Here is a 25256-nt window from a genome sequence, read left to right as displayed (position 1 = left end):
AAAAAGCGCTCGGGATTCTATCCGAGCGCTTTTCATATTATTTTAAGTTCTCAGGATTTAAAGCTTCTAGTTCAGTTACAACGAAGCGTCCGTCTTTACGGATTAATACGTCGTCGAAGTAAATTTCACCGCCGCCGTATTCAGGGCGCTGAATGCATACTAAATCCCAGTGAATGTTAGAGTTGTTGCCGTTCCATGCATCATCATAAGCTTGTCCAGGTGTGAAGTGGAAGCTGCCATCGATTTTTTCATCGAATAGAATGTCACCCATTGGATGTAAGATGTATGGGTTTACGCCGATTGCGAACTCACCAACGTAGCGTGCGCCTTCGTCCGTATCGAAGATTTTGTTAATGCGCTCTGAATCGTTTGCAGTTGCGTCAACGATTTGGCCATTCTCAAATTTAAGTTGTACATTTTCAAATGTATAACCGTTGTAAGGAGATGGTGTGTTGTAAGAAACTGTACCGTTAACAGAATCGCGAACTGGTGCAGAGTATACTTCACCATCTGGAATGTTTAAATGACCCGAGCATTTAATAGCTGGAATGTCTTTAATAGAGAATGTTAAATCAGTTCCAGGGCCAGTTAAGCGAACCTTATCTGTTTTATTCATTAATGTAACAAGGCTATCCATCGCCTTATCCATTTTACCGTAGTCTAAGTTACAAACTTCGAAGTAGAAGTCTTCGAAAGCTTCTGTGCTCATTTTAGCAAGCTGCGCCATAGAAGCATTTGGGTAGCGAAGAACAACCCAGCGTGTTTTCGGAACACGGATGTCTCTATGAACTTTTTTGCCAACTGTTTGGCCGTGAACTTTCATACGTTCACTTGGAACGTCAGCCTGTTCGTTAATGTTATCGCCAGAGCGAAGGCCAATGTAAGCATCCATATCTTTCATTACACTAGCTTCATATGCAGCGATTTGTTCGAAATGTTCTTCAGTAGCACCCATTAATAAAGAGCGATCTACTTGATGATCTTTTAAAGAAACGAATGGGAAACCACCAGCTGCATATGCTTCTTTTACAAGTGCAGTTACAAGTTCTTTTTGTAAGCCAAAGTTTTCAATTAATACTTTTTCGCCTTTTTGTAAACGAATAGAGTAGTTAATTAAATTGTATGCTAACTTTTCAATGCGTGGATCTTTCATATGTAAAGCCTCCCTACTAATTATGTATCCTCTCCTATTGTAACCTACTTAGTGGAATTTGTTGAATCATTTATGTTAAAGTTAACGAATAAGTATGAAAATTCTAATGAAAAGATAGGGATTAGAATGAAACGGAAAATGATTGTATAATGGGAGAAAGTATGAAAAAGATAAAGGAAGTGATGAAATGCAAGTTCTTCTATATGTAAGTGCGGCTATTATCGCGGTTGCTTTCGCAGTATTAGTAGTGTATGTATGCAGAACGTTGTTATCGGTTCAGAAGACGTTAGAAAACGTTGCGAGCACGTTAGAAGGTTTAGAAAAGCAAATGCAAGGAATAAGCGTAGAGACGGAGCAATTATTACATAAGACAAATGCGTTAGCTGATGATATTCAACAGAAGTCACAGTCGCTAAATAAAGTAGTAGAAGGTGTGGATGGAATCGGGACGACGATTCACTCTTTAAATACGAAGCTTCGCAACGTTTCAGAGTCTGTTACGGACGAAATTGAAAATAATGCAGATAAAGTAGCACAAGTTGTACAGTGGAGCAGTGCAGCAATTGAAGTATATAATCATTACCGTACTACGAGACAAGAGAAAAAGATTGAAAAAGAAGAGCGTAAACTTGAGAAAGCTGAGCAGAAGGCTGAAAAGAGAGAGAAGCGCTCTAGACTTCGCATGAGAGGTGAGTAATGATGAGTATGATGAAGATTGAAACGATTGAAGAACTTGAAGCGTTAGTAGAAAAGAACGAGCCTTACGTTCTTTTTAAACATAGTACGACATGTCCAATTAGTCACGGGGCATATACAGAGTTTCAAGCGTATTGCGGTGAAGAAAGAGAAGTGCCAGCATATTACTTATACGTACAAGAGGCGAGAGATGTTTCGAACCATGTTGCAGAGCAGTACAGCATTAAGCATGAATCTCCGCAAGTGTTATACATAAAAGATGGAATGGTAGTATGGCACACATCGCACTGGAATATTAAAAAAGAAGCTTTAGAAGAGAATGTAAAATAGGGGGAGGCAAGCGAAGGGCTTGCTTCTTTTTTATTTTGTTGCAATATGTTTAGTGGTACACTAGAGATACTTTAAAACTAAGTAAATTGACTTTTGAAAGTGGGTTTTAAGCAATGAAGAAAATGGCATTATGCATCGCAAGTTTAAGTTTATTACTGGGGGCTTGCAGCAATAATACTATTGAGAAGAAGGATGAAGTTGTACAGAAAGATACGAAAGAAAAAAGTATGATTCCAAGAAATGCTGTTTCTAAGGATTACTATAGAACTGTTATTCCTTTAAAAGAACAAAAGGTAATTAATACAGTTAATGTTAAAACTAATTCTAAACTAGATTTAGCAGAATATGAAAATGGTTTAATGGATATTGCTTCAAAACAATTCGATACAGAAAATTACGTATTACAATTAAATCAATATATTCCAGAGAAAACAATTGATGAATTAGTTACGAAACAAGAAGTACCAGTTTTGACTAATATTATAGAACAGGACTACTTCGGCAAACAAAATTCAAATGAACTAAGCTTATCTGGTGTTGTTATTGGTTTATCTATGTCTTCAAGTGTATCTAATGAGGAAGCTATTTCTAAAGGTACTGAAGTCGCTAAGGGGCTTATAGAAGCTATTAATAAAAATGATAAATATAACAAATCTCCAATTACATTTGCTATATTTAAGCAAGAAAGTACAAGTTCTTTAAAGAATGGTACTTATATTTCAAGCGCTACTGTTCAAAAGAACGAGACTAATCTTGGAAATTGGGATACTATTGATGAAAAGTCGTATTCGTATCCTTCTCAAGAATTTGGGGGGGCACATGGAGAAGATAATGATAAGCTAAAGAAATTTTCTGAAGCAATGAAGGCATTTTCTCCAGGAGATTATATCCCTGTTAATGCTAAGATTTCTTATAAGCAAAATAAGATGGATAAATTAAAGATGGATATTGTCGTTAAATATAACGGTAAGTCAGAATTAATGGCACTCTCTCAAACGGCTGCTCAAAGTATGTTAGAACAATTTCCTAAAGATGCTAAAGTTCAATTACAAATAAAGTCCGAGAATAAAATCGAGGCTGTTATTATAAAAGAGAAGAATAGCGATAAACCGTTTGTTTCTTTCCTATAATAAAAAAAGACAGTTTTTAAGCTGAGGCTACTGAAAAAGTGAATACTTCGAGAAAAACATTTCGAATTTCCTAAAGATGTTGAAAGAAGAAAGGAGGTCATTACCTGTACATGATAGGGAATGACCTCTTTTTTCTTATGAAATAGACTCTTTCAGTGCCTTCTTTAAAGTGTCAGATTATGTTGATGTTATTCAAATTGGCGCTCGCAATATGCAAAACTTTGAACTGTTAAAGGCAGCTGGTGCTGTAAATAAACCAATATTATTAAAGGGTGGTTTATCAGCAACAATTGAAGAATTTATTAATGCAGCAGAATATAGTATGGCAGAGGGGAATGGTACTATCATTTTATGTGAGCGTGGTATTCGCACATATGAAACAGCAACGCGTAATACGCTTGATATTTCCGCTGTGCCAATTTAAAAGAAAGAAACACATTTACCTGTTGTTGTCGATGTAACGCATTCTACAGGGCGATGTGGCCTTCTATTACCGTTTGCAAAAGCGGCTATGGCAATTGGGGCTTTTGCTATTATGGCTGAAGTACATCCAGACCCAGCAGTTGCATTATCAGATGCAGCGCAGCAAATGGACATTCCAGAATTCAATGAGTTTATGAAAGAATTAAAAGCATTCGGAAGTAAATTATAAAAAGATTTCTTAGTCTATGTAGCCTTGTTACATAGCTTTTTTACAAAAATTGACCTTTTTTGCATAAAAAATACGAAAATACGAGAAAAGAAGCGAATTTTTTCGAAACTTTTGCGGGAAAATATTGTATGACCCTGTGTTTTTAGCGTATCATTAGTAAAAGGAAGAACTCGGGACGATTGTTGGCATCTGCAAATAGAGTTGATGTCTTTTTTTCATTCAAGTGAACCGATACATAAAAATAGATAACATAAATAGAAGGAGTGTGCGAAGAGATGAACGTAACAATCTATGATGTAGCGCGTGAAGCAAATGTTTCAATGGCTACCGTATCACGCGTTGTGAATGGTAACCCAAATGTAAAGCCTACAACAAGAAAGAAAGTATTAGAAGCAATTGATCGTTTAGGATACCGCCCGAATGCGGTAGCACGTGGACTAGCAAGTAAGAAGACAACTACAGTGGGTGTTATTATTCCTGATATCTCAAATACGTTTTATGCAGAACTTGCTCGTGGAATTGAAGATATCGCAACAATGTACAAATATAACATCATTTTAAGTAACTCTGACCAGAACAAAGAGAAAGAGTTCCACTTATTAAATACGATGCTTGGGAAACAAGTGGACGGGATTGTTTTCATGGGTGAAGATATTACAGATATTCACGTTGAAGAGTTCAAAAAATCTCCAGTACCAATTGTATTAGCAGCGTCATTTGATGAACAAAATGAAACGTCATCAGTAAATATTGATTATACACAAGCAGCTTACGATGCAATGAAGCATTTTATTGAGCAAGGACATAAACGTATCGGTTTCGTCTCTGGTCCTTTCATTAATAAAGCAGGAAGCGCGAAGAAGTTACAAGGTTATAAAAAAGCTTTAGAAGAAGCAGGTATTTCATATGATGAAAATCTTATAATTGATGGAGATTACACATATGATTCAGGTATAGAAGCGTTTGAAAGACTTTGGGGCATGGATGAAAAACCAACAGCAATCTTCGTATCTTCTGATGAAATGGCACTAGGTGTAATCCACGCAGCACAAGACGCGGGATTAAACGTACCAACGGATATCGAAGTGCTTGGTTTTGACAACACACGTCTTGCATTAATGGTTCGCCCGCAACTTTCGACAGTTGTACAACCAATGTATGATATCGGTGCAGTAGCAATGCGTCTACTAACGAAATATATGAACAAAGAAAAAGTAGAAGATCACTCAGTTATCTTACCTCACCGTATCCAATTTAGAGATTCAACGAAGTAAGAATAAGAGAGCTCACAGCGATAGCTGTGAGCTTTTATTCATATTCAGGATAATGGTGTTTAACTACTGTATCTACACTTTCAGTTTTCTTAACATGTAAAAAGCGTGCATATAATTCTTTTCCTGTCTCAAATGGTGTGTCATCTAATTCGAAAACATGCAACACTTTTCTAAACGTCCATGTTACTTGCTCACCGTACATATTATCGTACGTATCTTCAGACTGTAGAGCTATCTTTTCACCTAGTTCATGAGCTTCCTCTAAACTGTTCGCCTTAACGAGAATGATACTTTCTTCAAAAAGTGTATCGTGATTCTCTTCATAATGTTCATCAATTTTACTAGGATTAGGTTTACCTGAATGGACAGATTCAAATAATAATTTTACAGCATACACATGAGATCAGTCTCCTTATGCTGAATGCTTTATTTTATAAACAATACTCGCGATAAGTGAAGCCGGTATTGTAAATACGTTACTTTGATAATGATAATGTACTTGGGATTCTTCATAAGACATTTTGTCGTAAAGTTCATTTTGAGACACGTTCATTTTTTTCTGTTTTTCCTTGAGCATCTTAATATAGTTGTACTGTATTGGGACGAGAATGATGAAATAGGCTAATACGATTAGTGAAATCCAAATCATTATGAACACTCCCTTACAAAGAATGTTTCTATATAACAATTATATCAATAAAAAGAAAAAATAACCATTTATTATTAGGACTAATTTTCTTCTAAAAATGCGAACAGTTCCTCTTGGTTTCTTAAATTGCGATCAATACATGTTTGAGCAATACATTTTAATCCTTGTAATAATGTGTCTATGTACAAAGTATCGTACTGAATTATATTTCCCTCTACCATTGTTTCATCTTTTTCCAAGTTAATTGATATTTTTAGTACAGCTGTATTGCTTTGCAAATTTACAACGTCGATGCAAAAAAACTGTTTTTCTAAGTCAATCGTAACATAATCGAATCTTTCGGATAGCTCCAAATTGCATGTGGTAGTGTATTCCAAATGAAAGCCTCCTTATTGTGTAAGTGTATGTTGTAATGCTTTCGCTAATTCCTTGTTATATGTCACACAAGTGCAAATTTAACTATTATAGGGCAATGTCATGTATAATAGGAAGAAAAGGCTTGTGAGGGGGGAGAAGAGATGATCGTTCTTTGGATAATTACGCTTTGCATGACCGCTATTTTTGCATATATGACGTTAAAACAAAATGGCTTAAAGCGATTTGTTCCAGGAAGTATTCTTGCAGGAATCGCCCTTATCACGTATGTAATTTCTATTTTTATTGAAAGTGTATCAGTGGACATGAGCACAAGTTTAATGTTTATGGGTATTACACTATTTGCAGGTAGTATTATGGTACTTATGGTTGCTGGTATTATTTTATTTATTCATATGAATTCGGAAACTTTATAGCATATAGAAAAGGCATGTCCCGAGGGGGCATGCCTTTTTATCCGTTCAATTATGCTCTATCTTTAGAAGAGTTTTGTTGTTTTAGTAAGTCGCGAATTTCGCTAAGAAGAACTTCTTCTTTTGTTGCTTTTTCTTCTTTCTTTTCAGCTTCTCTTTTTAAAGTCATTTTGTTAAAGACTTTAACGAAAATGAAGATTGCAAATGCAACAATTAGGAAGTCAAATATCGTTTGGATAAAGTTACCATATTTAATAGAGGCCTCGCCTACTGTGAATTTTAATCCTGTGAAGTTAATTCCTCCCATTAATAAACCTATTAATGGTGTAATGATATCTTTTACTAAAGAACTAACGATTTTACCGAATGCAGCACCGATTACAACCCCGACAGCTAGATCAATGACGTTTCCCTTTAAAGCGAACTTTTTAAATTCATTCCACATGTGTTAATCCCATCCTTTCCACGATTCAATATGAAATTTATAATTCCTATCAACATATTCTATAGAAATTTGCGAGAGAAATAAAGAGAAAATGGGAATGAAAGTAAATTCTGAAAAATGTATCCGTTTTAATTTTTAGTTGCATTCTCCAGTAGAGATTGCAACAGTTGCTGCGTTTTTAAGCCTTCTAATCCATCTACAACAGGTTTTGTATCTCCGTGAACACATTCGATAAAATGATGAACAGCATCTTCAAAACCGCGCTGTTTTAACGTCGTATCCCATGATGGTGAACCGCTTTGCGAAACGGAGTTTTCTTGTTCAATTTCAAATGTGTTCATATTTTTTACGCGAATAATTTTCCCTGTCGTTACAAGTTCAATTTGTTCTAAGTTTGTACCGACATGGCGATGCATCGCTGTAGAAAGTAACAGTCCACTTGCAGTTGTATATGTATGATGTCCGTAAAGAAGTTCATTCTTTTCATTAATTTGCATCATATTATGAACGACGTTAAGATCATCATTAGCTAACCAGCGAGCAGTATCTACAATATGTAAGTAATCATCTAACATAGTAAAGTCGTACGTATATGGCCCGACTTTATTTGTGCGGTGTTTTTCAATTCGAACCCATGAAATATCATGAGCTTGCTCTTTTGCAGCAACATACATAGGAACGAATCGGCGATTAAATCCGACCATTAACTTTCGGTTATGCTTTTCGCTCAACTCGACTAGTTGCTCAGCTTGTTCCACTGTAGCTGCTAGCGGTTTATCAACATAAACGTCGATTCCTTTTTTCAGAAGTTCAGAAACGATTTCATAATGTGTAGCAGTTGAACTGTGAACGAAGATTGCATCACATTCCGAAGCTAACGTTTCAATAGAATGGAAGTCTTGAATGCGGTATTGTTGGCAAACTTGTTTCCTTTTCTCTGCGTTAGGTGTAAACGCCCCTACAAAATTCCAATCTGTTTCTTTTGTAAGTGTTGGAAGATAGGCCTTTTGCGCAATACTTCCAAGTCCAATCATCCCAATTTTAGGTTTGTTCATGTTTATTCCCACCCTATTAATATTAATGTAACGGGTTAAATGTAGCATAGGGTGGGGGAGGAAGGCAAAAGTTAGCTTTTTACTTACGTCCTTCTAACAAAATCTTTTCTATTTCTGCAAAGTTATGAGCGCGAGCATGTTGTAATGAAGGGAGTATCATTATTGTCGGAATGCCTATGACTGTAAGGAAAAGGATATATAAGGTAATTTATGTTGAAATTTAAAGGGGAATAAAAGATCTGTGCCAACACGCACGATAGTTTGAGAGGGAGTGCTAGATTTTGGGGGCTGAATTAAAGGATAATAAATTAAACAAGGCTGTAAAGATTGGAACTAATATCGTACTTATTTTATTAATTATCGGTGCAATACAAATGTTTTATGATGAAGATTCTACAAATGATCATTTCGGTGGGTTATTTATGATGGTCTTTTTTGGAATTAAAATATTTTCTAATTTTATGATAACTTTAAAAGAAGGAGATAAAAAGTCAGTATTTATTGATTTAGGTTTAGTAGTTTTTGTTGTTCTTCTTTTGGTTGTTTCTAGTGTGAAATATTTTTCTTGAAGGTTAATATATTCATTAACGAGGCTTTAATGGAATAAGCCTCGTATCTTTCTGTGTTATTTAATACTTGCGTCTGATTGTAAAAAATTACTCTATATTAGGTGTTTTTCTTTGAAAATAGGACTTAATTCACTCCAAACATCAAATTTATTACCATCTAAATCATAAAAAACAAAATTCTTCCCAGCATGCCCTCTGTTTTCAATCTCTCCAACTAGAATTTCCTTTTCAATAAATTCACTATGAATTGATTTTAGTGTATGTAATCCATTAACTTCGAATGTTATAGAAAAGCGTTCTTCACCGTGAAAATCAAAAAAATTTAAGGTTTGATTATCTTGGGATTTAACTAGAAAAAAGCTTTGATTTGCAAAGTTAATAATAGCTTTGTCTTCGTCTTTAAAGTTCAACTCTGCTCCCAATTTGTTCACATACCAATTTGAAGAAAGTTCTACGTTGGTAACTGGAATATAAGTCGTTCCAACTCTTAATAATTTTTCTTTCACCCTATTTCCCTCCTTTAGCAAAACAGCACTAATAAACTTGTTCTCTCTTCCTAGACTTATTGCCTTTGTGAGTCCTTAATTTTCTTTTTAATCCCAAAAAATTCTTGAGTAATAGAAGTAAACCGACTGGCTTCTTCTAAAAAAGGATAATGGTTACTGCACTCAAATGGTACAAAGATAGAATTACGAATGCCCTCATGTATCTCAATAGAATATTGAATCGGGCACTGTACATCATGTCTTCCGCATATAATAAGGGTCTTTGTTTGGATGGAAGGTAAATTCTCTCTTAAATCAAATGACGGATATTCATTGGCGAAAGTGTTCATCCGGCTAGCGGACATTGTTTTTTGGATTGGTTTACAAAAATAAGAGTTGTAGTTTTCTGGTTTATACAATGATAATTTTGTTCTCTTAGTAGATAATTCTTTTCGTTCTGCATTTGTAAGATGAGGGCTTTTCAAGTTTTCGATGAGTTGTTGCATATAATGAAACTGAGGATGTGCTGGGTGATAAATGCAAAATAGTGTTTCGGTATAGTTACTTGCTGCGGCTCCGGCCATGACTAATGATTGTAAGGAATTTGGATATGTAATCGCATATAAAAGTCCAAGCATACCGCCTGTTGAGTGGCCAGCGAAATGCCATGTTGGAAGTTGTAAAGCTTCTCGTATTGCTTCTAAGTCGTGAACGGTTTCAATCATACTTAATTTTTTTTCTGAATGGGCTTTTGCTGAGTTACCAGCGTTTCGTAAATTAATGAGCAATACACGATGCGTAGCAGTGAAAACATCCGCAAAGTAATCGCCAGTTTCATTAAATTGTGAATAGTGATGTGTAATGCAAAGCGGTTCGCCATTTCCTTTTGTAAAGATTTCAAATGTGCCACGTTTCGTGTTGATTATTTGTTGTGTCCACATAGTGTCACTACCTTTTCTCATTAGAGTTGGGGTTAGTTCATTAATAAATAAAAAATATATCATCGATTCGACACGGAATATCGATTTAACGACAAAACACAACAATAGTAGCAAACAAACTATAAAAGAAAGGAGGCTATTCAAAAAGCGAGCCTCCTCTCTGTTTAATATAAAGATTTTGTCATATTATTCCGAATAATTTCGAGAGATTTCGCTACAGTTAATGCATTTTTTTCTTCGATTTCTGGTTTTCTAGGGATAGGTTGATACATGTTGTCTGGATCTTCCCATGTGAGGGGAAGTTCTGTTTCTGCTTGTCCTTTCCAAGCGTCAATCCATTCTGGAGGGAGATAACCTGAGATGTTTTGGATGTTGTTCATTTCGAGCCAAATGAGTGCCCAAGCTCTTGGTACGACGCGCCAGTGATCATAGCCACCACCGCCGACAGCAATCCAGCGACCGTCGCAATATTCATTAGCGATTTCACGAGCGAGCTTCGGTATTTCACGGTAAATGTTCATCGTTGCGCAAAGGTGTGTAAGTGGATCGTAATAATGTGCATCAGCACCATTTTGCGTTAAAATAATATCCGGTTTAAAGTATGCTGCCACTTCTTTTACAACTGTTCGATATGAATCTAAAAACGATGCGTCTTCTGTAAAAGCGTCGAGTGGAACGTTAAAAGAATAATTATATCCATTTCCTTGTCCACGTTCATTTACTGCGCCAGTTCCAGGAAATAAATAACGCCCAGTTTCGTGTAATGAAATGGTGCATACGTTAGGATCGTCGTAAAAAGACCATTGTACCCCGTCACCGTGATGAGCATCTGTATCAATATATAAAACGCGTAAACCGTATTTCTTCTGAATATATTTCATTGCGATAGAGCTATCGTTATAAATACAAAAGCCAGATGCTTTACCACGGAAGCCATGATGTAAGCCGCCGCCTAAATTGAGGGCGTGCTTTACTTTTCCGGAAATAACAGCATCGACAGCTGTTAATGTTCCACCAACGAGTAATGCACTTGCTTCATGCATATTTGGAAACATTGGTGTATCTTCTGTTCCAAGTCCATATGTCATCGCAATTGATTTTTCTAACTTACCTTCTCCAGCACGTTTTACCGCATTTATGTACTCCTCTGTATGAACGTAGGCAATCTCTTCATCTGTAGCCATCCGTGGCGCGATGACTTGAGAGGGAGAGATAAAACCGCTCTTTTGTAATAAATCATACGTGAGTGTGACACGCAGTTGGTTAAAAGGATGATCAGGGCTAAATGAATAGCCCCGAAAGTCATCCGAATAAATGAAGGCGCTGCTCATGCTTGCATCCCCATTATGTTTGGCCATAATACGCGGTAGCCCTCTGCTTCGAGTGCATCAATCACTTTTAGAGGATTCATCGTTTGAATGCGGAAAACGAGTACTTTATCATTCTCATCTTTTGCTGGATAGACGAGAACGCTCACAATATTTATTTGTAAATCACTAAAAATAGCAACGACTTTTCCAAGAATACCAGGTTCATTTTTCACTTGAATTTCAATTTGTGAACTCGGTTGATGAGCTCCTGTTAATTTTACTAACGTGTGCAGCACTGTAGATTCAGAAATGATACCTACGAGTTTTCCAGCTTTCGTAACAGGAAGACAGCCTATTTTATTTTCAAAAAATAAAGTCGCAATTTCCTCAACGAAATCGAGAGGGTGACAAGTCATAACAGGGTGTTTCATTATGAGTTCAAGTGGTTGCTTCAGCATATCGAGTGAAACTTGTTCATCTAAAATAGACGGACTTGCATCTCTTACATCCCGATCAGAAATAATGCCTACGACATGATTATTTTGATCGACAATTGGAATGTGCCGAATGCCTTTCGTACGTATTGTTCGGATTGCTGTTTCAATTGTATCGTTTGGATGCAGTGTCACTACATCTTGATTCATAATTTCTTCTACAATCATTCCAGTTGCCCCCTTTATTAATACATAAAACGATTGTGAAAACGTAGACGATCAAATGCTTGAATGGAATCTGTATCAACACGTTTACCGATGCGGACCATTAAACAGTTGGCAGGATGTGAACAAATTTCAGGATCATCTGTAGCCATCCATTGTAAACCACCAGCATTCATCATTTTTTCCATTACTTTTCGGTATTCCCAAACATTTAAGCCTGTTTGTTTTAAATCCCAGTGCCAATAATATTCAGTCGTTAATATAATGTAATCTTCCATATGATCGTCCATCATTGAAACTTCTAATAAATTTTTTCCGACAGAGCAACCGCGAAAGGCTGGGACAACTTCAATCGCCCCAAGCTCAATTAAGTTTTCAATCTTTCCTTCTGACCATCGCTCGAGCGGATCAGGATACAAGTATGTAACATATCCAACAATCGTTTGATCATGTCTAGCAATAATGAGACGAGCTTCTGGTAACTTAGAAATTTCGACAATTGCTTTATATTGCTGCTCGGCAGGACGAAACGCAATTAAGTCTGGATGAAATTCATACATTTCAAGATTATGTGTAGAGACAGGACCTTCAATAATTAAAGTGCCTTTCGCTGTTTTTAAGTTTCTGGCATTATATATTTTTTTATGAATCAATTTATTGCTCACCACCTTGAGGGTTTGTGAATCTATTAATATCGTACTTTATAATATATGCGATGTGAATCGAATTTTGTCATTAAAAATTTGTCTAAAAATCAACAAAAATACTGAAAATTTTAAATAATGTCATTATAATAGATAATAGAATACATAGGAGGGGGATGTAAAGTATGAAAGTGGAAACGCTTCCTGTCATTAAAGGAGAAAATAATTTGCCGAATTATGAAGAGGCATACGTGAATTTTAACTGGGAAGAGGTTAATAAAAATTTTACTTGGAATGAAACAGGAAGAGTAAATATGGCGTATGAGGCAATTGATAAGCATGCGAAATCCGATCGAAAGAATAAAGTAGCACTTTATTATCAAGATGGATCGCGAAAAGAGAAATATACGTTTAAGGAAATGAAGGATTTTTCTAATAAAGCAGGAAATGTCCTGAAAAACTATGGCGATGTTGAGAAAGGCGATCGCGTTTTTATTTTTATGCCGCGTTCCCCAGAATTATATTTCGCACTTTTAGGTGCAGTGAAATTAGGGGCAATTGTTGGACCATTATTTGAAGCATTTATGGAAGGCGCAGTTCGCGATCGTTTAGAAGATAGCGAAGCGAAGGTGTTAATTACAACTCCTGAATTGTTAGAGCGCATACCATTAAATGATTTACCTGCTTTAAAAACAGTCTTCCTTGTTGGAGAGAATGCAGAAGAAGGCGGTAAAACTGTAGCCTTCAATCCTTTATTTGAACAAGCTTCAAAAGAATTACATATCGAATGGTTAGGCCGTGAAGACGGTTTAATTCTACATTACACATCTGGTTCTACTGGTAAGCCAAAAGGCGTCCTTCATGCTCAAAACGCAATGGTTCAGCACTATCAAACAGCGAAATGGGTATTAGATTTAAAAGAAGATGATGTATATTGGTGTACAGCTGACCCAGGCTGGGTAACTGGAACAGCTTACGGTATTTTTGCACCGTGGTTAGTGGGAGCATCAAATGTTATTTTAGGCGGGAGATTTAGTCCAGAGGCATGGTATGAAGCACTGCAAGATTACGGTGTAACAGTTTGGTATAGTGCACCGACAGCGTTCCGTATGTTAATGGGAGCTGGACAAGACGCAATTAAAAAATATGATTTATCACAAGTGCGTCACGTATTAAGTGTTGGTGAGCCATTAAATCCAGAAGTAATTCGCTGGGGTATGAGCGCATTTGGACTTCGTATTCATGATACGTGGTGGATGACAGAAACAGGTGGACAAGTTATTTGTAACTATCCTTGTATGGAAATCCGTCCAGGTTCAATGGGGAAACCAATTCCAGGTGTGAAAGCAGCGATTGTTGATAATGAAGGAAATGAAGTGCCTCCATACACAATGGGGAACTTAGCAATTGGTAAAGGTTGGCCATCTATGATGCGTGCGGTTTGGAATAACCCGCAAAAATATGAGTCTTACTTCATGCCGGGAGATTGGTACGTATCAGGTGACTCTGCTTATATGGATGAAGATGGATACTTCTGGTTCCAAGGACGTATTGACGATGTAATTATGACGTCAGGTGAGCGTGTTGGTCCGTTTGAAGTAGAAAGTAAATTAATCGAGCATGCTGCTGTAGCAGAAGCTGGTGTAATTGGTATTCCTGATCCAGTACGCGGGGAAATCATCAAAGCATTTATCGCGCTTCGCGTGGGGTACGAACCATCTGATGAATTAAAAGAAGAGATTCGTCAATTTGTGAAAAAAGGCTTAGCAGCTCATGCAGCGCCAAGACAAATTGAATTTAGAGATAAATTACCGAAAACGAGAAGTGGTAAAATTATGCGCCGCGTATTAAAAGCTTGGGAGCTAAACTTACCAACAGGTGACTTATCAACGATGGAAGATTAAGAAGGAAGGGTCTGAACAAGTAATATGTTCAGACCTTTCTTTTTTTATGGTATCATAAACTTATACATACGAGTTAAAGGGGAGAAGGAAATGAAAACAGAAAAAGAAAAGATGATACTTGGGGAAATGTACATACCGGCTGATCCCGTTTTAGTTCAAGGGAGGGAGCAAGCTCGTATATTAACGAGAAAATTAAATGAAACACCAGAAGTAAAACTAGAAGAACGTAGTGCAATCGTAAAAGAATTATTCGGAACGACTGGAGATAACATTCATCTTGAATCTTCTTTTAGATGTGATTACGGTTATAACATTCACGTTGGTGAAAACTTTTACGCAAACTTTGACTGTACGATTTTAGACGTATGCCCAGTTACAATCGGAGTGAACTGTATGTTAGCTCCAGGTGTTCACATTTATACAGCAACGCACCCGCTTGATCCAGTAGAGCGCATAAGCGGATCAGAATACGGAAAACCAGTTACAATTGGCGATAACGTATGGATTGGCGGAAGAGCTATCATTAATCCGGGCGTAACAATTGGAGACAATGCAGTCATCGCATCTGGCGCTGTTGTAACGAAAGATGTGCCAGGTAATGTAGTAGTTGGCGGGAATCCTGCAAGAATCATAAAAAAAATAAAATAATATTTGAACGAAGCGCCTTCCTCGTCTGTATACATTTATGAAAGAATAGATGAGGGAGGCTTTTTTATGTCTAATAAATTGATGCTGACTTTTGCTTTAATTGGAATTATAGTTGTGTTTTCTTGTGGTATGTTATTACCTATACCAATTGGATTTAAAATTTCAATGATTACATTTGGGATTATTATGATTGTTATTTTTTCAATCCTTATTCCGTTGGATAAGAAGTATATTGTACGAAAAAATGGAAATAAAATTGATTTTACAAAAACAAAAATATATTTTCGTTGGAATGTATTTGATACAATTTCGGTCTGTCTTGCAGTGTATGCATGTATATGTGTGCTGGCGTTAAATATTTTAGTTTCAACCGGCCATACGATTCAAAACCCATATGTTCAATTTTTTACGAATCAGTCACAAGCATGGGTCATTGTCGCAAGTGTATATTTAATTTCCCGTATTTCATTAACGTTAAAAGGAATAAAGGAGATCAAAAAAAATGGCGCAGATTGGGATTGAGGAGGAGCTCATGCTTGCGTACCAAAATGGAGATAAGCAAGCTGGAGAAAAACTATATGTTTTAATCAAACCAGCGCTATATACATTTTTGTATCGATTTAATCGTGATGAACAACTGAGTATAGATCTCGTTCAAGATACGTTTTTGACTCTAGAGCGTAAGAAACATATGTATGAAACCCGAAAAGGAAAAATTAAAACGTATTTATTTCAAATCGGTTACCGTCTTATGATTAATAAATTAAATAGAAGAAAAAAGTGGCGTTCGCTCTTACCGTTTTTAGTACCAATGCAAGAGGTAGAGTTTTCCCACGAAGACCGACTTACGGTAAGAGAAGCAATTTTGAAAGTTCCTGAAGAACAGCGAGCGGTCCTGATTCTTTCTTATTATCATGATATGCAGCAAAAAGAAATTGCAGAGGTACTAGATATTCCTGTTGGAACAGTGAAGTCGAGACTTCATAACGGGATAAAGAAATTGAAACAATTGCTGGAGGTGGATGAAATTGAGCGAAAATCCTTTTAAGAATGAATATAAATTAAAGCAGCATTTAGATAGCGATCATGTAGAAATACCGGATTTTCCAAAAACGGTAAGCCGCTTCGAGCGATTACTTGGATTTCTTGCTTCTCCAGCGAAAGATCCTGTGGAAGCGACGATTGGGAATGATTTATCGGTTGTGTTTCATGTATCGTTATTAGTTGGGGTTCCAGTTCTTTCTCTTATTACGATATTCCTTGCGACTTTATAAAGGATTGGTAGTGAAAGAACTCATACCTCTATTTGACACGCCTATATAAATGATGGTATAAAGAAAAGTATATGAATAATTGAGCGTGGAAAGGGAGAAGTAGTGATCATTTCCCTGTTTTAGAGAGCTGATGGTCGGTGGAAATCAGCACATAGATGATCGCGAATTACGCCCCTAGAGCATCTTTTTTCGATTGAAGTGTATTCAAAAGGGAAAAGACGGTGCTAAGCCGTTATGTAAATAAGGTGGTAGGCTTTTTTTGCCTGCAACTAGGGTGGTAACGCGATAATCAAAATCGTCCCTTATTTAAGGGGCGATTTTTTATGTTTTCAACCTTCACGCCAGTAATGAACTTAAAGGAGAGTATGTAGGATATGGGTATTTTACAAGATCTTGAATTTCGCGGTTTAATTAATCAGCAAACAGATGCTGAGGGACTTGAGCAATTATTAGAAAAAGAAAGCGTTAAATTATACTGTGGTTTCGACCCGACAGCGGATAGCTTACACATCGGTCATATGTTACCAGTATTAATGTTACGTCGTTTCCAATTAGCTGGTCACCAACCAATTGCACTTGTTGGCGGTGGTACTGGCATGATCGGTGACCCAAGTGGTAAAAAAGCAGAGCGTACATTAAATACGAAAGATACAGTTGCTTACTACACAGAAAGCATTAAAAACCAACTTTCAAATTTCTTAGAGTTTGAAAACGTGGACAACCCAGCAACGATGGCTAACAACTATGATTGGCTTGGTAACTTAGATGTAATTTCATTCTTACGCGATATCGGTAAAAACTTCGGTTTAAACTATATGTTAGCAAAAGATACAGTAGCATCTCGTTTAGATACTGGTATTTCATTTACTGAGTTTAGTTATATGATTTTACAATCATACGACTTCTTAAACTTATACCAAAACCATAATTGCCGTCTTCAAATCGGTGGTAGTGACCAATGGGGTAACATTACAGCTGGTCTTGAATTAATCCGTAAATCAGAAGAAGATGCGAAAGCATTCGGTTTAACAATTCCGCTAGTTACAAAATCTGATGGTACGAAGTTTGGTAAAACAGAGGGCGGCGCAATTTGGTTAGACCCAGAGAAAACAACTCCTTACGAGTTCTACCAATTCTGGATCAATACAGATGACCGCGACGTTGTTAAATACTTAAAATACTTCACATTCTTATCTCATGAAGAAATTCTTGAGCTTGAAAAGCAAGTAACTGAAGCACCAGAAAAACGTGCAGCACAAAAATCATTAGGATCTGAAATGACAAAACTTGTTCACGGCGAAGAAGCGTTAGAGCAAGCAATTAAAATTTCAGCTGCATTATTCAGTGGCTCTGTAGCAGAACTTACTGCAAGCGAAATCGAGCAAGGATTCAAAGACGTACCATCTGTAGAACGCACTGCAGAAGATACAGTATTAATCGACTTACTTGTAGAAAGTAAAATTTCACCATCTAAACGTCAAGCACGTGAAGATGTAACTAACGGTGCAATCTACGTAAACGGTGAGCGTACACAAGCGTTAGACTACGTTGTAACAGAAAACGACCGCATCGAAGGTAAATTCACAATCATTCGCCGCGGTAAGAAGAAATATTTCTTAATTCGTTACTAATCAGAAACGAATGTAAAACAAATAGTACCCCGAATGGTAGGCTGAAAAGTCTATCGTTCGGGGTTTTTATGTATGCATTTAAATTGCCTCATGATTTCTTTTAAATAGAATATGAAGAATTAATACGAGCATGTAAAGTAAGCTAATTAGCATAACGACAAATGCTCCGGGATAAAATTTTGCCGCATATATAAAGAAATCGATTTGATAAATATCGTCATAATGTGAAACGTACCCTTTAAAATAATTCGTAAACTTAGCGCTATATTTCCATTCATCAGGATTATCTATTAAATTACTCCCTTGATACCAACTCATAAGTGCTGAAGTAATAAACAGCATAAATGCACTGCCTAACTGAACCATTTGGTTTATTGTCAAAATGAAACAACCTCCTATTTAATGGTTATTATAGCGTGCATTCGTATTCCTGTAACCTTTTTGTTGTAATCTCCTTTTCGAGTTCATACGGAAATCACATGTAAGCGGTATGATAAATGTATAACAAATAGAAAGGAGTGGTAAAACAAAATGTCACTAGAAGCGCTCATTATTTTTTCTTTGCTAAACGCTGGTCAGCTTGCAGAGCATTCGAAGGTTGATGTACATAAAGAGCAGAAAGATGCTTATGTATATGTTCAAAAAGAGGAAAATAAATAATTTTAATATATAAATAAAAGCTACCAGAGAGAAAGTTTTAGTTTCTTTGGTAGCTTTTTCTATTGAGATATAATTTGGAAGTAATGAAAAAAGGAGTAGTCTGAAAACGAAATGATTATATGTTTAAGGGAATAAGTATAACAGCATGTAATGAAGATGGATTATAAAATTTTGCACAATAAACGGAGCCAGTATTAAAGAGAATCCAATCGTTGGAATGAATAAAAGAGAAGTAAGGACGATTATCCATAACTCATGAAAAAACTTCCTTGAAGTATCTTACTATACATACGACATTTATATAAATAAAAAAAGCCCAGGCCCCTTGATAAACAAGGTTCCTAAGGCTTTTAATAATACTCTTTGCAGAGTACCGAGATTAACGAGAGTAGAACTCTACGATTAATGCTTCGTTGATTTCAGCTGCTAACTCAGAACGCTCAGCGTGACGAGTGTAAGTAGCTTCTAACTTATCAGCATCGAAAGTTAAGTATTCTGGTACGAAGTTGTTAACTTCGATCGCTTCTTTAACAACAACAAGGCTGTTAGATTTTTCGCGAACGCTGATAGTTTGGTTAGGTTTAACGCGGTAAGATGGGATATCTACGCGAGCGCCATCAACCATGATGTGACCGTGGTTTACTAATTGGCGAGCTGCACGACGAGTGCGAGCTAAGCCCATACGGTAAACTAAGTTGTCAAGACGAGCTTCAAGAAGGATCATGAAGTTTTCGCCGTGCTTACCAGGCATTTTACCTGCTTGGTCAAATGTGCGACGGAATTGACGTTCAGTCATGCCGTACATGTGACGAAGTTTTTGTTTCTCTTGTAATTGTAAACCGTATTCTGAAAGTTTCTTACGTTGGTTAGGACCGTGAGGACCTGGTGCGTAAGGGCGTTTTTCTAATTCTTTTCCTGTGCCGCTTAGAGAGATTCCAAGACGACGAGACAGTTTCCATGCTGGACCTGTATAACGAGCCATAGTTGACTCCTCCTTTAAAAATGTTTTTATTTTCGTAAAATAAAAACAGACGTAATCGATATTTACGGGTATTTTGTTTTCATGTACCTTCGCTCCAGCAGCAGGGAGTTACGAGATACACCTCCGCAGAGGAACAAAATACAAACGATAAACTCACATTACAAGGCTGCCTTTTTATTTTACACAAACGCTATTATATCTTTTACTTACAGTTTCGTCAAGAGACTCCCTTTTTGTTTTATGCAGATAAATTTTGGAAATTAACAAGAAGGAATTTAAAACAATATAAAAGAAAAGATAGAAACACAAATAAAACGCTTACATAAAATGTAGTAAAGACGTTCATCAGATTTTTCCTGGTGGATATGTGCAAATAAAGACATAAGGGGGATGTTTTTATGAAAAAGAAACATATAGAGACAGCATTAATTCATCACGGATATGAATCAAATGAAAATAAAGGGAGTTTAACACCACCTTTATTTCAAACTTCTACATTTACGTTTGAGACAGCACAGCAAGGAGAAGCGAGTTTTGCGGGAGAAGATCCATCTTATATTTATTCAAGGCTTGGGAATCCAACTGTGAAATTATTTGAAGAACGTATGGCTGTTTTAGAAGGTGGAGAGGAAGCGCTGGCGTTCGGTTCAGGTATGGCAGCCATTTCAGCAACGTTAATCGGTTTTCTAAAGGCTGGAGATCATATTATTTGTTCAAATGGATTATATGGATGTACGTACGGTTTTTTAGAAGTATTAGAAGAGAAATTTATGATTACTCATTCGTTTTGTGATATGGAGACAGAGACTGATATTGAAAATAAAATTCGTCCAAATACAAAGCTCATTTTCGTTGAAACACCGATTAATCCAACGATGAAATTAATTGATTTAGAAAAGGTGATCGGGGTAGCGAAGCGAAATGACTTGCTTGTTATTGTCGATAATACGTTTTGTTCACCTTATTTACAAAGACCTCTTGAGCTTGGTTGTGACGCCGTCGTTCACAGTGCGACAAAATATATTGGTGGTCACGGGGATGTTGTAGCGGGTGTAACAATTTGTAGAACGAAAACGTTAGCTGACAAAATCCGTCCGATGCGAAAAGATATCGGAGGTATTATGGCACCGTTTGACGCGTGGTTATTGTTACGTGGATTAAAAACATTAGCAGTAAGAATGGATCGTCATTGTGATAATGCAGAAAAAATTGTATCGTTTTTGAAAAATCATGAAGCAGTAGAAGGTGTTTGGTATCCGGAGGGAGAACTAGCATCTCGGCAAATGAAACGAGGTGGGGGCGTTATTTCTTTTTCAATTAAAGGCGTGAAAGAGGAAACACAGTCGTTTATCAATGACCTGCATTTTATTACAATTGCCGTAAGTTTAGGTGATACAGAAACGTTAATTCAGCATCCGGCAACGATGACGCACGCTGCGATTCCAGCTGAGCTAAGACAAGAAATGGGTATTTACGATAATTTAATACGTTTATCTGTCGGTTTAGAATCATGGGAGGATATCGTTTCTGATTTAGAGCAGGCACTAAAGAAAATATCTACTGTTAGTAATCAATAAAAAAGAGTGAGCTATCGGTTTCGTACGTGATGTACTCAATCGATAACTCGCTCTTTTCTTTTTTAAATATGTTTTAGGAGTGTTTCCACAAACTTTTCTAAATAGCGCTGATCTACTTCATCAAAACGATTTTTTTCAGGGCTATCAATATCAAGTACACCAATGACAGTTCCTTCTTTCACGATCGGTACAACGATTTCTGAATTCGAAGCACTATCGCAAGCGATATGTCCTGGGAATTGGTGAACGTCTGCTACAAGCTGCGTCGTTTTTGTTTCAGCTGCAACGCCGCAAACGCCTCGTCCGAACGGAATACGCACGCAAGCGGGCATTCCTTGGAAAGGTCCAAGAACAAGCTGATTTCCTTCTGTTACATAAAAGCCAACCCAATTAACGTGATCTAAAAATTGATTTAATAGTGCGGACGCATTTGATAAGTTTGCGACTAAGTTCGGTTCGCCAGTTAATAATGCATCCAGTTGTTTAATTACTGTCTCGTATTGCTGCACGCGAGAACCTGCATAACTTTCTTTTGTAAACATGGAAACAACTCCCTTTTTATCGAGATGTGTAAAATATTAGCAAAATACGATGTATTTCACATGACTTTGTCGATAGAAAATTAAAGGAATTTGTCTTAAAAGTCAAGAAATTTAGACTATAGCTGTTCATTGAGAGGAAGTGAGCGCATGAAACAGACGAAACAAAAAGTAATTGATGCGGCAATATCGTTGTTTAATACGAAAGGTTATGATGGAACGTCGGTGCGAGAAATTGCAAAGCGAGCGGATGTGAATGTAGCGAATATTTCATATTATTTTGCTGGAAAGCAAGGGTTATTAGAACAGCTTATTACTGATTTTTTAGAAGGATATATTCACGTAATTGAAACGTCATTTGAACAGAGAGAATATTTATCGGCTAAAGATGTGATGGTGCAAATGGTGCGCGGGATTTTACGATATCAATTTGATAATAGAGAACTGACACGTTTTTTTTATAGAGAGCTTTCGCTTGATACGACATTAATTCGTGAAGTGATGACCGTTTATTTTTCTAGAGAAAGATATTATATAGAGCAAATCATTAAACAAGGACAAATGAATCAAGAATTTAAAAAGGTATCTTTTACAATGTTTATGACACAATTAAAAGGCATGATGAATATGCCGTTTTTATATCCACAATATATATCTGAGGTGCTACACTCATTTCCGTCTGAGACGTTTTTCTTAGAAATGTATACGAAGGAAATTGAGCAATGGATGGAACGAACATTATATAAAGCGAGTATGTATTATGAACTACCAAGAGCTGTTCATATGTGAAAAATCCCCACCTAACGAACTGAGGTGGGGATTTTTATATGTTGTTTTCTTTGCCATAAATTGTTGCATACTAGCGCAATAATTGTTAATGAACAGCTAATTGTATACCCAGAAATATGTGATGTAAGGAAAATGATTATGAATGTGTTTCAATGTATGGGCGCGAAACCAATAATTGCGGTTGAAACATCTTATGCAGAACCGATGATTGCGATGGTAGGGGCTGGACTTGGTATAACATTGCTTCCGGAAACCGCTTTACAGTAAGCCGTAATGCAAGGTAACGTACGTGCGATTTCTGTAGAACCACCACTAATGCGAAAGATTTATTTCGTCTCTCGTATGAAAGAGAGCTCGTTATCCTGCATTAACTGCCCGTAAAAGCCTTACCTTTATTGCATTTATTTGAGGACGGATAATGGAATAAGTGGAATATTAAGAAATATTACAATCACATGTAAAGAAACATGAAATTTTAAAAAAAACTAGGTCAAAAACACGTCATTACATGGTATGATTAGAACATTGTTAGTTGTTAAATATAGGGGAATTCCCTTTTTATACATAATGCCTTCCATTTCATAAACGGAACGGACAAAAAAAGAGATATAACTAGGAGGCTTTTTTGCATGGATTCTATCCTGACGATCGTTATCATTGTAGTAAGCTCTATTCTAGTGCTGCTCATGATAGAGCTTGTGATAAGAAATCGTTCATATAAAGATATTGAAGCACTGGAGCAGTGGAAACAAGAGATAAAAGATAAACCTGTGGCAGATGAACTAAAGCGGGTAAAAGATTTAAATATGACAGGTCAAACAGAAGAGCTGTTTGGTAAATGGCGTGAAGAGTGGGATGAAATTGTATCAACAACTCTTCCGAAAGCTGAAAAAGATTTAGGGCAAGCGCGAAAATTCGCCTCGCAATTCTCCTTCCGCAAAGCAAAGCATGCGATGAAAGAATCCATAAGTGGTTTAGATGACGCTGATAATCGTATTACAGACATTTTAAATGAATTACAGCAACTGTTAGAAAGCCATGAGAAAAATAGCGCGGAAATTGAAGGGTTACGTGATACATATCGTAGTATGAAAAAGAGCGTTCTTGCTCATCGACACATGTATGGAGCAGCTGAGCAAAAAATTGAAGAGATGTTAGATGTTGAATCCGAGAAGTTCAAAACTTTTGAAGAGGCAACAGATAATGGTGATTATTTAAAAGCGAGAGAAATTGTTATTAGTTTAGAAGAAGGTTTAGCAAGTTTAGAAATCGTTATTCATCAAATTCCGGATTTATTGGTAGAGTGTCAAGCGACATTACCAGTTCAGCTGGAAGATTTATTACAAGGTCATGATGATATGATAAGACAAGGCTATGTATTAGAGTATTTGGAAATCCCTAAAGAAGTCCGCGATATGACGACACAACTACACACATGTTTAATGGATATACAGGAACTTCATATAACAGAAGCAGCAGAAAAAGTAGAGAACTTAAAAACTCGTTTAGACAGTTTTTATGATCAACTTGAACAAGAAGTGCATGCGAAACATTATGTGGAGCAAAAAACACTGTCTGTTTATGAAGATTTAGAAGAAATTCGTACAGAAACAATTGAAACGAAAATAGAAACACAACTTGTGAAACAAAGTTATCAATTACAAGACAAAGATATTGAGTCACAAAAAGTAATTGAAAAACAAATGCATATTTTAATGAAACGTTTTGAAGTGTTACAAATACGCGTTGCTGAACAAGATATTGCATTCTCTATCATTCGTGAGGAACTAGAAGAGGTTTATGAGCAATGTGAAACTTTAAAAGTACTTCATGCAGAATATAAAGAAATGCTACAAACGATGCGCAAAGAAGAATTTGAAGCACGTGAGAAGTTACAAGAAATGCGAAATACAATTTTTGAGACGAAACGTTTTATGCAAAAGTCGAATTTACCAGGTCTTCCAGAGAGTATTATGGAAGATTTACAAAAAGGGCAAATGGCGATGCAAGCTGTATATGAGCAATTAGAAGTAAAGCCGTTAAATATGAATACTGTAAATAGCAGTTTAGAAGAAGCATACACAGTTGTGAATGGTGTATCTGAAATGACAGAAGAATTAATTGGACAAGCTTATTTAGTTGAAAAACTAATTCAATACGGTAACCGATACCGCAGTCATGATGAGAATCTTGCAGAAAGCTTAAATTATGCGGAGAAATTATTCCGTGAATATCAATACGATGCAGCTTTAGAACAAGCGGCTTCTATATTAGAGCAACTTGAACCTGGTGTTGTTCAAAAAATAGCTGAATATGTAGACAATGAGCAAACCCTTTAATAAAGGGTTTGTTTTTTTGTGTAATTTTGAAGTCGATGTTGCTATAATGAATAGCGGAATACAGTAAGGTTGTTCGTTTCAAAATAAAGTGAAACCATAAGTGATGGGGTTTCATCCACCACTGATTATTAAT

The 25256-nt window shown here is 36.5% G+C and carries 30 protein-coding genes, 3 pseudogenes and 1 other annotated feature; of the genes and pseudogenes, 18 read left to right on the top strand and 15 right to left on the bottom strand.

Features of this window, described 5'->3' with window-relative positions; translation table 11 throughout:
• Positions 1-37: 37 nt before the first annotated feature.
• A complete protein-coding gene (locus MR066_RS23015) occupies positions 38-1153 on the bottom strand; it encodes an aminopeptidase (RefSeq protein ID WP_002034367.1) in 1116 nt (371 codons plus the stop codon).
• 187 nt (positions 1154-1340) lie between these two features.
• Between MR066_RS23015 and MR066_RS23010 the strand changes: the two genes are divergently transcribed.
• The 5 genes and pseudogenes from MR066_RS23010 to ccpA all read left to right on the top strand — a co-directional run bounded on the left by MR066_RS23010 (position 1341) and on the right by ccpA (position 5235).
• Positions 1341-1850: a DUF948 domain-containing protein gene (locus MR066_RS23010; RefSeq protein WP_012261840.1), complete on the top strand. Its 510-nt coding sequence runs from the start codon at positions 1341-1343 to the stop codon at positions 1848-1850.
• Between the two features lie 2 nt (positions 1851-1852).
• Entirely contained in the window at positions 1853-2179 is a 327-nt protein-coding gene (gene ytxJ / locus MR066_RS23005; protein WP_002067603.1) for a bacillithiol system redox-active protein YtxJ, read from the top strand.
• Positions 2180-2292: 113 nt separating this feature from the next.
• Positions 2293-3309, top strand: a complete 1017-nt coding sequence (locus MR066_RS23000; protein ID WP_012261839.1) for a CamS family sex pheromone protein — start codon at positions 2293-2295, stop codon at positions 3307-3309.
• 172 nt (positions 3310-3481) lie between these two features.
• A pseudogene (locus MR066_RS22995) lies at positions 3482-3961 on the top strand (bifunctional 3-deoxy-7-phosphoheptulonate synthase/chorismate mutase); the annotation flags it as partial.
• Between the two features lie 275 nt (positions 3962-4236).
• Positions 4237-5235 carry a catabolite control protein A gene (ccpA, locus tag MR066_RS22990; RefSeq protein WP_002034370.1) on the top strand — a complete coding sequence of 333 codons (999 nt, stop codon included), beginning with the start codon at positions 4237-4239 and terminating at the stop codon, positions 5233-5235.
• 34 nt (positions 5236-5269) lie between these two features.
• Here ccpA and MR066_RS22985 read toward each other — a convergent pair whose 3' ends face one another.
• The 3 genes from MR066_RS22985 to dhp61 all read right to left on the bottom strand — a co-directional run bounded on the left by MR066_RS22985 (position 5270) and on the right by dhp61 (position 6261).
• Positions 5270-5632 (bottom strand): DUF4288 domain-containing protein, encoded by a 363-nt coding sequence (locus tag MR066_RS22985; RefSeq protein ID WP_002184820.1) that lies wholly within the window; start codon positions 5630-5632, stop codon positions 5270-5272.
• A 15-nt stretch (positions 5633-5647) separates the two neighbouring features.
• Positions 5648-5884: a DUF3949 domain-containing protein gene (locus MR066_RS22980; protein ID WP_088040255.1), complete on the bottom strand. Its 237-nt coding sequence runs from the start codon at positions 5882-5884 to the stop codon at positions 5648-5650.
• A gap of 80 nt (positions 5885-5964) precedes the next feature.
• Positions 5965-6261, bottom strand: a complete 297-nt coding sequence (gene dhp61, locus MR066_RS22975; protein ID WP_002143417.1) for a protein Dhp61 — start codon at positions 6259-6261, stop codon at positions 5965-5967.
• A gap of 141 nt (positions 6262-6402) precedes the next feature.
• On the opposite strand from dhp61, the gene MR066_RS22970 reads away from it, so the two are divergent.
• Positions 6403-6675, top strand: coding sequence for a DUF3917 domain-containing protein (locus MR066_RS22970; protein WP_000636592.1), 273 nt, complete (start codon positions 6403-6405; stop codon positions 6673-6675).
• A 49-nt stretch (positions 6676-6724) separates the two neighbouring features.
• Here MR066_RS22970 and mscL read toward each other — a convergent pair whose 3' ends face one another.
• Positions 6725-7117: a large conductance mechanosensitive channel protein MscL gene (gene mscL / locus MR066_RS22965; protein WP_002143414.1), complete on the bottom strand. Its 393-nt coding sequence runs from the start codon at positions 7115-7117 to the stop codon at positions 6725-6727.
• Positions 7118-7245: 128 nt separating this feature from the next.
• Positions 7246-8172 carry a Gfo/Idh/MocA family protein gene (locus MR066_RS22960; RefSeq protein ID WP_242248638.1) on the bottom strand — a complete coding sequence of 309 codons (927 nt, stop codon included), beginning with the start codon at positions 8170-8172 and terminating at the stop codon, positions 7246-7248.
• A gap of 281 nt (positions 8173-8453) precedes the next feature.
• Here MR066_RS22960 and MR066_RS22955 point away from each other — a divergent pair, with 281 nt between their 5' ends.
• Positions 8454-8741, top strand: coding sequence for a hypothetical protein (locus MR066_RS22955; protein WP_242248636.1), 288 nt, complete (start codon positions 8454-8456; stop codon positions 8739-8741).
• A 92-nt stretch (positions 8742-8833) separates the two neighbouring features.
• Here MR066_RS22955 and MR066_RS22950 read toward each other — a convergent pair whose 3' ends face one another.
• The 5 genes from MR066_RS22950 to acuA all read right to left on the bottom strand — a co-directional run bounded on the left by MR066_RS22950 (position 8834) and on the right by acuA (position 12789).
• Positions 8834-9247 carry a VOC family protein gene (locus MR066_RS22950; protein ID WP_219301240.1) on the bottom strand — a complete coding sequence of 138 codons (414 nt, stop codon included), beginning with the start codon at positions 9245-9247 and terminating at the stop codon, positions 8834-8836.
• A 56-nt stretch (positions 9248-9303) separates the two neighbouring features.
• Positions 9304-10167 (bottom strand): alpha/beta fold hydrolase, encoded by an 864-nt coding sequence (locus tag MR066_RS22945; protein WP_242248634.1) that lies wholly within the window; start codon positions 10165-10167, stop codon positions 9304-9306.
• A 164-nt stretch (positions 10168-10331) separates the two neighbouring features.
• Complete coding sequence (acuC, locus tag MR066_RS22940) at positions 10332-11498, bottom strand: acetoin utilization protein AcuC (protein WP_242248631.1); 1167 nt, start codon at positions 11496-11498, stop codon at positions 10332-10334.
• Positions 11495-12139: an acetoin utilization AcuB family protein gene (locus tag MR066_RS22935; protein ID WP_000634566.1), complete on the bottom strand. Its 645-nt coding sequence runs from the start codon at positions 12137-12139 to the stop codon at positions 11495-11497. Before MR066_RS22935 ends, acuC begins: the two co-directional genes overlap by 4 nt.
• A gap of 17 nt (positions 12140-12156) precedes the next feature.
• A complete protein-coding gene (acuA, locus tag MR066_RS22930; RefSeq protein WP_002112293.1) occupies positions 12157-12789 on the bottom strand; it encodes an acetoin utilization protein acetyltransferase AcuA in 633 nt (210 codons plus the stop codon).
• A gap of 176 nt (positions 12790-12965) precedes the next feature.
• Here acuA and acsA point away from each other — a divergent pair, with 176 nt between their 5' ends.
• From acsA to tyrS, 6 genes are all read left to right on the top strand, one after another.
• Positions 12966-14684, top strand: coding sequence for an acetate--CoA ligase (acsA, locus tag MR066_RS22925; RefSeq protein WP_242248630.1), 1719 nt, complete (start codon positions 12966-12968; stop codon positions 14682-14684).
• Positions 14685-14774: 90 nt separating this feature from the next.
• Positions 14775-15332 carry a maltose acetyltransferase domain-containing protein gene (locus MR066_RS22920; protein ID WP_242248628.1) on the top strand — a complete coding sequence of 186 codons (558 nt, stop codon included), beginning with the start codon at positions 14775-14777 and terminating at the stop codon, positions 15330-15332.
• A gap of 66 nt (positions 15333-15398) precedes the next feature.
• Positions 15399-15854, top strand: a complete 456-nt coding sequence (locus MR066_RS22915; protein WP_242248626.1) for a hypothetical protein — start codon at positions 15399-15401, stop codon at positions 15852-15854.
• Positions 15835-16380, top strand: coding sequence for an RNA polymerase sigma factor (locus MR066_RS22910; RefSeq protein ID WP_016120899.1), 546 nt, complete (start codon positions 15835-15837; stop codon positions 16378-16380). The genes MR066_RS22915 and MR066_RS22910 overlap by 20 nt, the downstream gene beginning before the upstream one ends.
• Positions 16361-16606: a hypothetical protein gene (locus tag MR066_RS22905; protein WP_242248625.1), complete on the top strand. Its 246-nt coding sequence runs from the start codon at positions 16361-16363 to the stop codon at positions 16604-16606. Before MR066_RS22910 ends, MR066_RS22905 begins: the two co-directional genes overlap by 20 nt.
• A gap of 77 nt (positions 16607-16683) precedes the next feature.
• Positions 16684-16912, top strand: a binding site (T-box leader).
• A gap of 68 nt (positions 16913-16980) precedes the next feature.
• Positions 16981-18237, top strand: coding sequence for a tyrosine--tRNA ligase (tyrS, locus tag MR066_RS22900; protein ID WP_002015575.1), 1257 nt, complete (start codon positions 16981-16983; stop codon positions 18235-18237).
• Between the two features lie 78 nt (positions 18238-18315).
• Here tyrS and MR066_RS22895 read toward each other — a convergent pair whose 3' ends face one another.
• The gene (locus MR066_RS22895) at positions 18316-18618 is read right to left on the bottom strand and encodes a YjdJ family protein (RefSeq protein ID WP_002167568.1); all 303 of its coding nucleotides are present in this window, start codon (positions 18616-18618) and stop codon (positions 18316-18318) included.
• A 150-nt stretch (positions 18619-18768) separates the two neighbouring features.
• Here MR066_RS22895 and MR066_RS22890 point away from each other — a divergent pair, with 150 nt between their 5' ends.
• Positions 18769-18897: a hypothetical protein gene (locus MR066_RS22890; protein WP_000050938.1), complete on the top strand. Its 129-nt coding sequence runs from the start codon at positions 18769-18771 to the stop codon at positions 18895-18897.
• Between the two features lie 379 nt (positions 18898-19276).
• Here MR066_RS22890 and rpsD read toward each other — a convergent pair whose 3' ends face one another.
• Positions 19277-19879, bottom strand: a complete 603-nt coding sequence (gene rpsD, locus MR066_RS22885) for a 30S ribosomal protein S4 (RefSeq protein WP_097833087.1) — start codon at positions 19877-19879, stop codon at positions 19277-19279.
• Between the two features lie 398 nt (positions 19880-20277).
• On the opposite strand from rpsD, the gene megL reads away from it, so the two are divergent.
• A complete protein-coding gene (gene megL, locus MR066_RS22880) occupies positions 20278-21456 on the top strand; it encodes a methionine gamma-lyase (RefSeq protein ID WP_219301246.1) in 1179 nt (392 codons plus the stop codon).
• 62 nt (positions 21457-21518) lie between these two features.
• Here the strand turns inward: megL and MR066_RS22875 are convergent, their stop codons facing one another.
• Positions 21519-21998, bottom strand: a complete 480-nt coding sequence (locus MR066_RS22875; protein ID WP_113935740.1) for a GAF domain-containing protein — start codon at positions 21996-21998, stop codon at positions 21519-21521.
• A gap of 147 nt (positions 21999-22145) precedes the next feature.
• On the opposite strand from MR066_RS22875, the gene refZ reads away from it, so the two are divergent.
• Complete coding sequence (gene refZ / locus MR066_RS22870) at positions 22146-22784, top strand: forespore capture DNA-binding protein RefZ (RefSeq protein ID WP_002164973.1); 639 nt, start codon at positions 22146-22148, stop codon at positions 22782-22784.
• A gap of 11 nt (positions 22785-22795) precedes the next feature.
• Here refZ and MR066_RS27440 read toward each other — a convergent pair.
• A pseudogene (locus MR066_RS27440) lies at positions 22796-22924 on the bottom strand (EamA family transporter); the annotation flags it as partial.
• On the opposite strand from MR066_RS27440, the pseudogene MR066_RS22865 reads away from it, so the two are divergent.
• Positions 22872-23165 (top strand): annotated as a pseudogene (locus MR066_RS22865) (LysR family transcriptional regulator substrate-binding protein); the annotation flags it as partial. The pseudogenes MR066_RS27440 and MR066_RS22865 sit on opposite strands and share 53 nt — an antisense overlap.
• 248 nt (positions 23166-23413) lie before the next feature.
• Complete coding sequence (gene ezrA / locus MR066_RS22860; RefSeq protein WP_002129414.1) at positions 23414-25123, top strand: septation ring formation regulator EzrA; 1710 nt, start codon at positions 23414-23416, stop codon at positions 25121-25123.
• Positions 25124-25256 lie beyond the last annotated feature (133 nt).

Source organism: Bacillus cereus group sp. BfR-BA-01523, assembly GCF_022662615.1.
GTDB classification, from domain to species: Bacteria; Bacillota; Bacilli; order Bacillales; family Bacillaceae_G; genus Bacillus_A; species Bacillus_A mycoides.
This window is presented reverse-complemented; position numbering and strand designations above follow the sequence as displayed.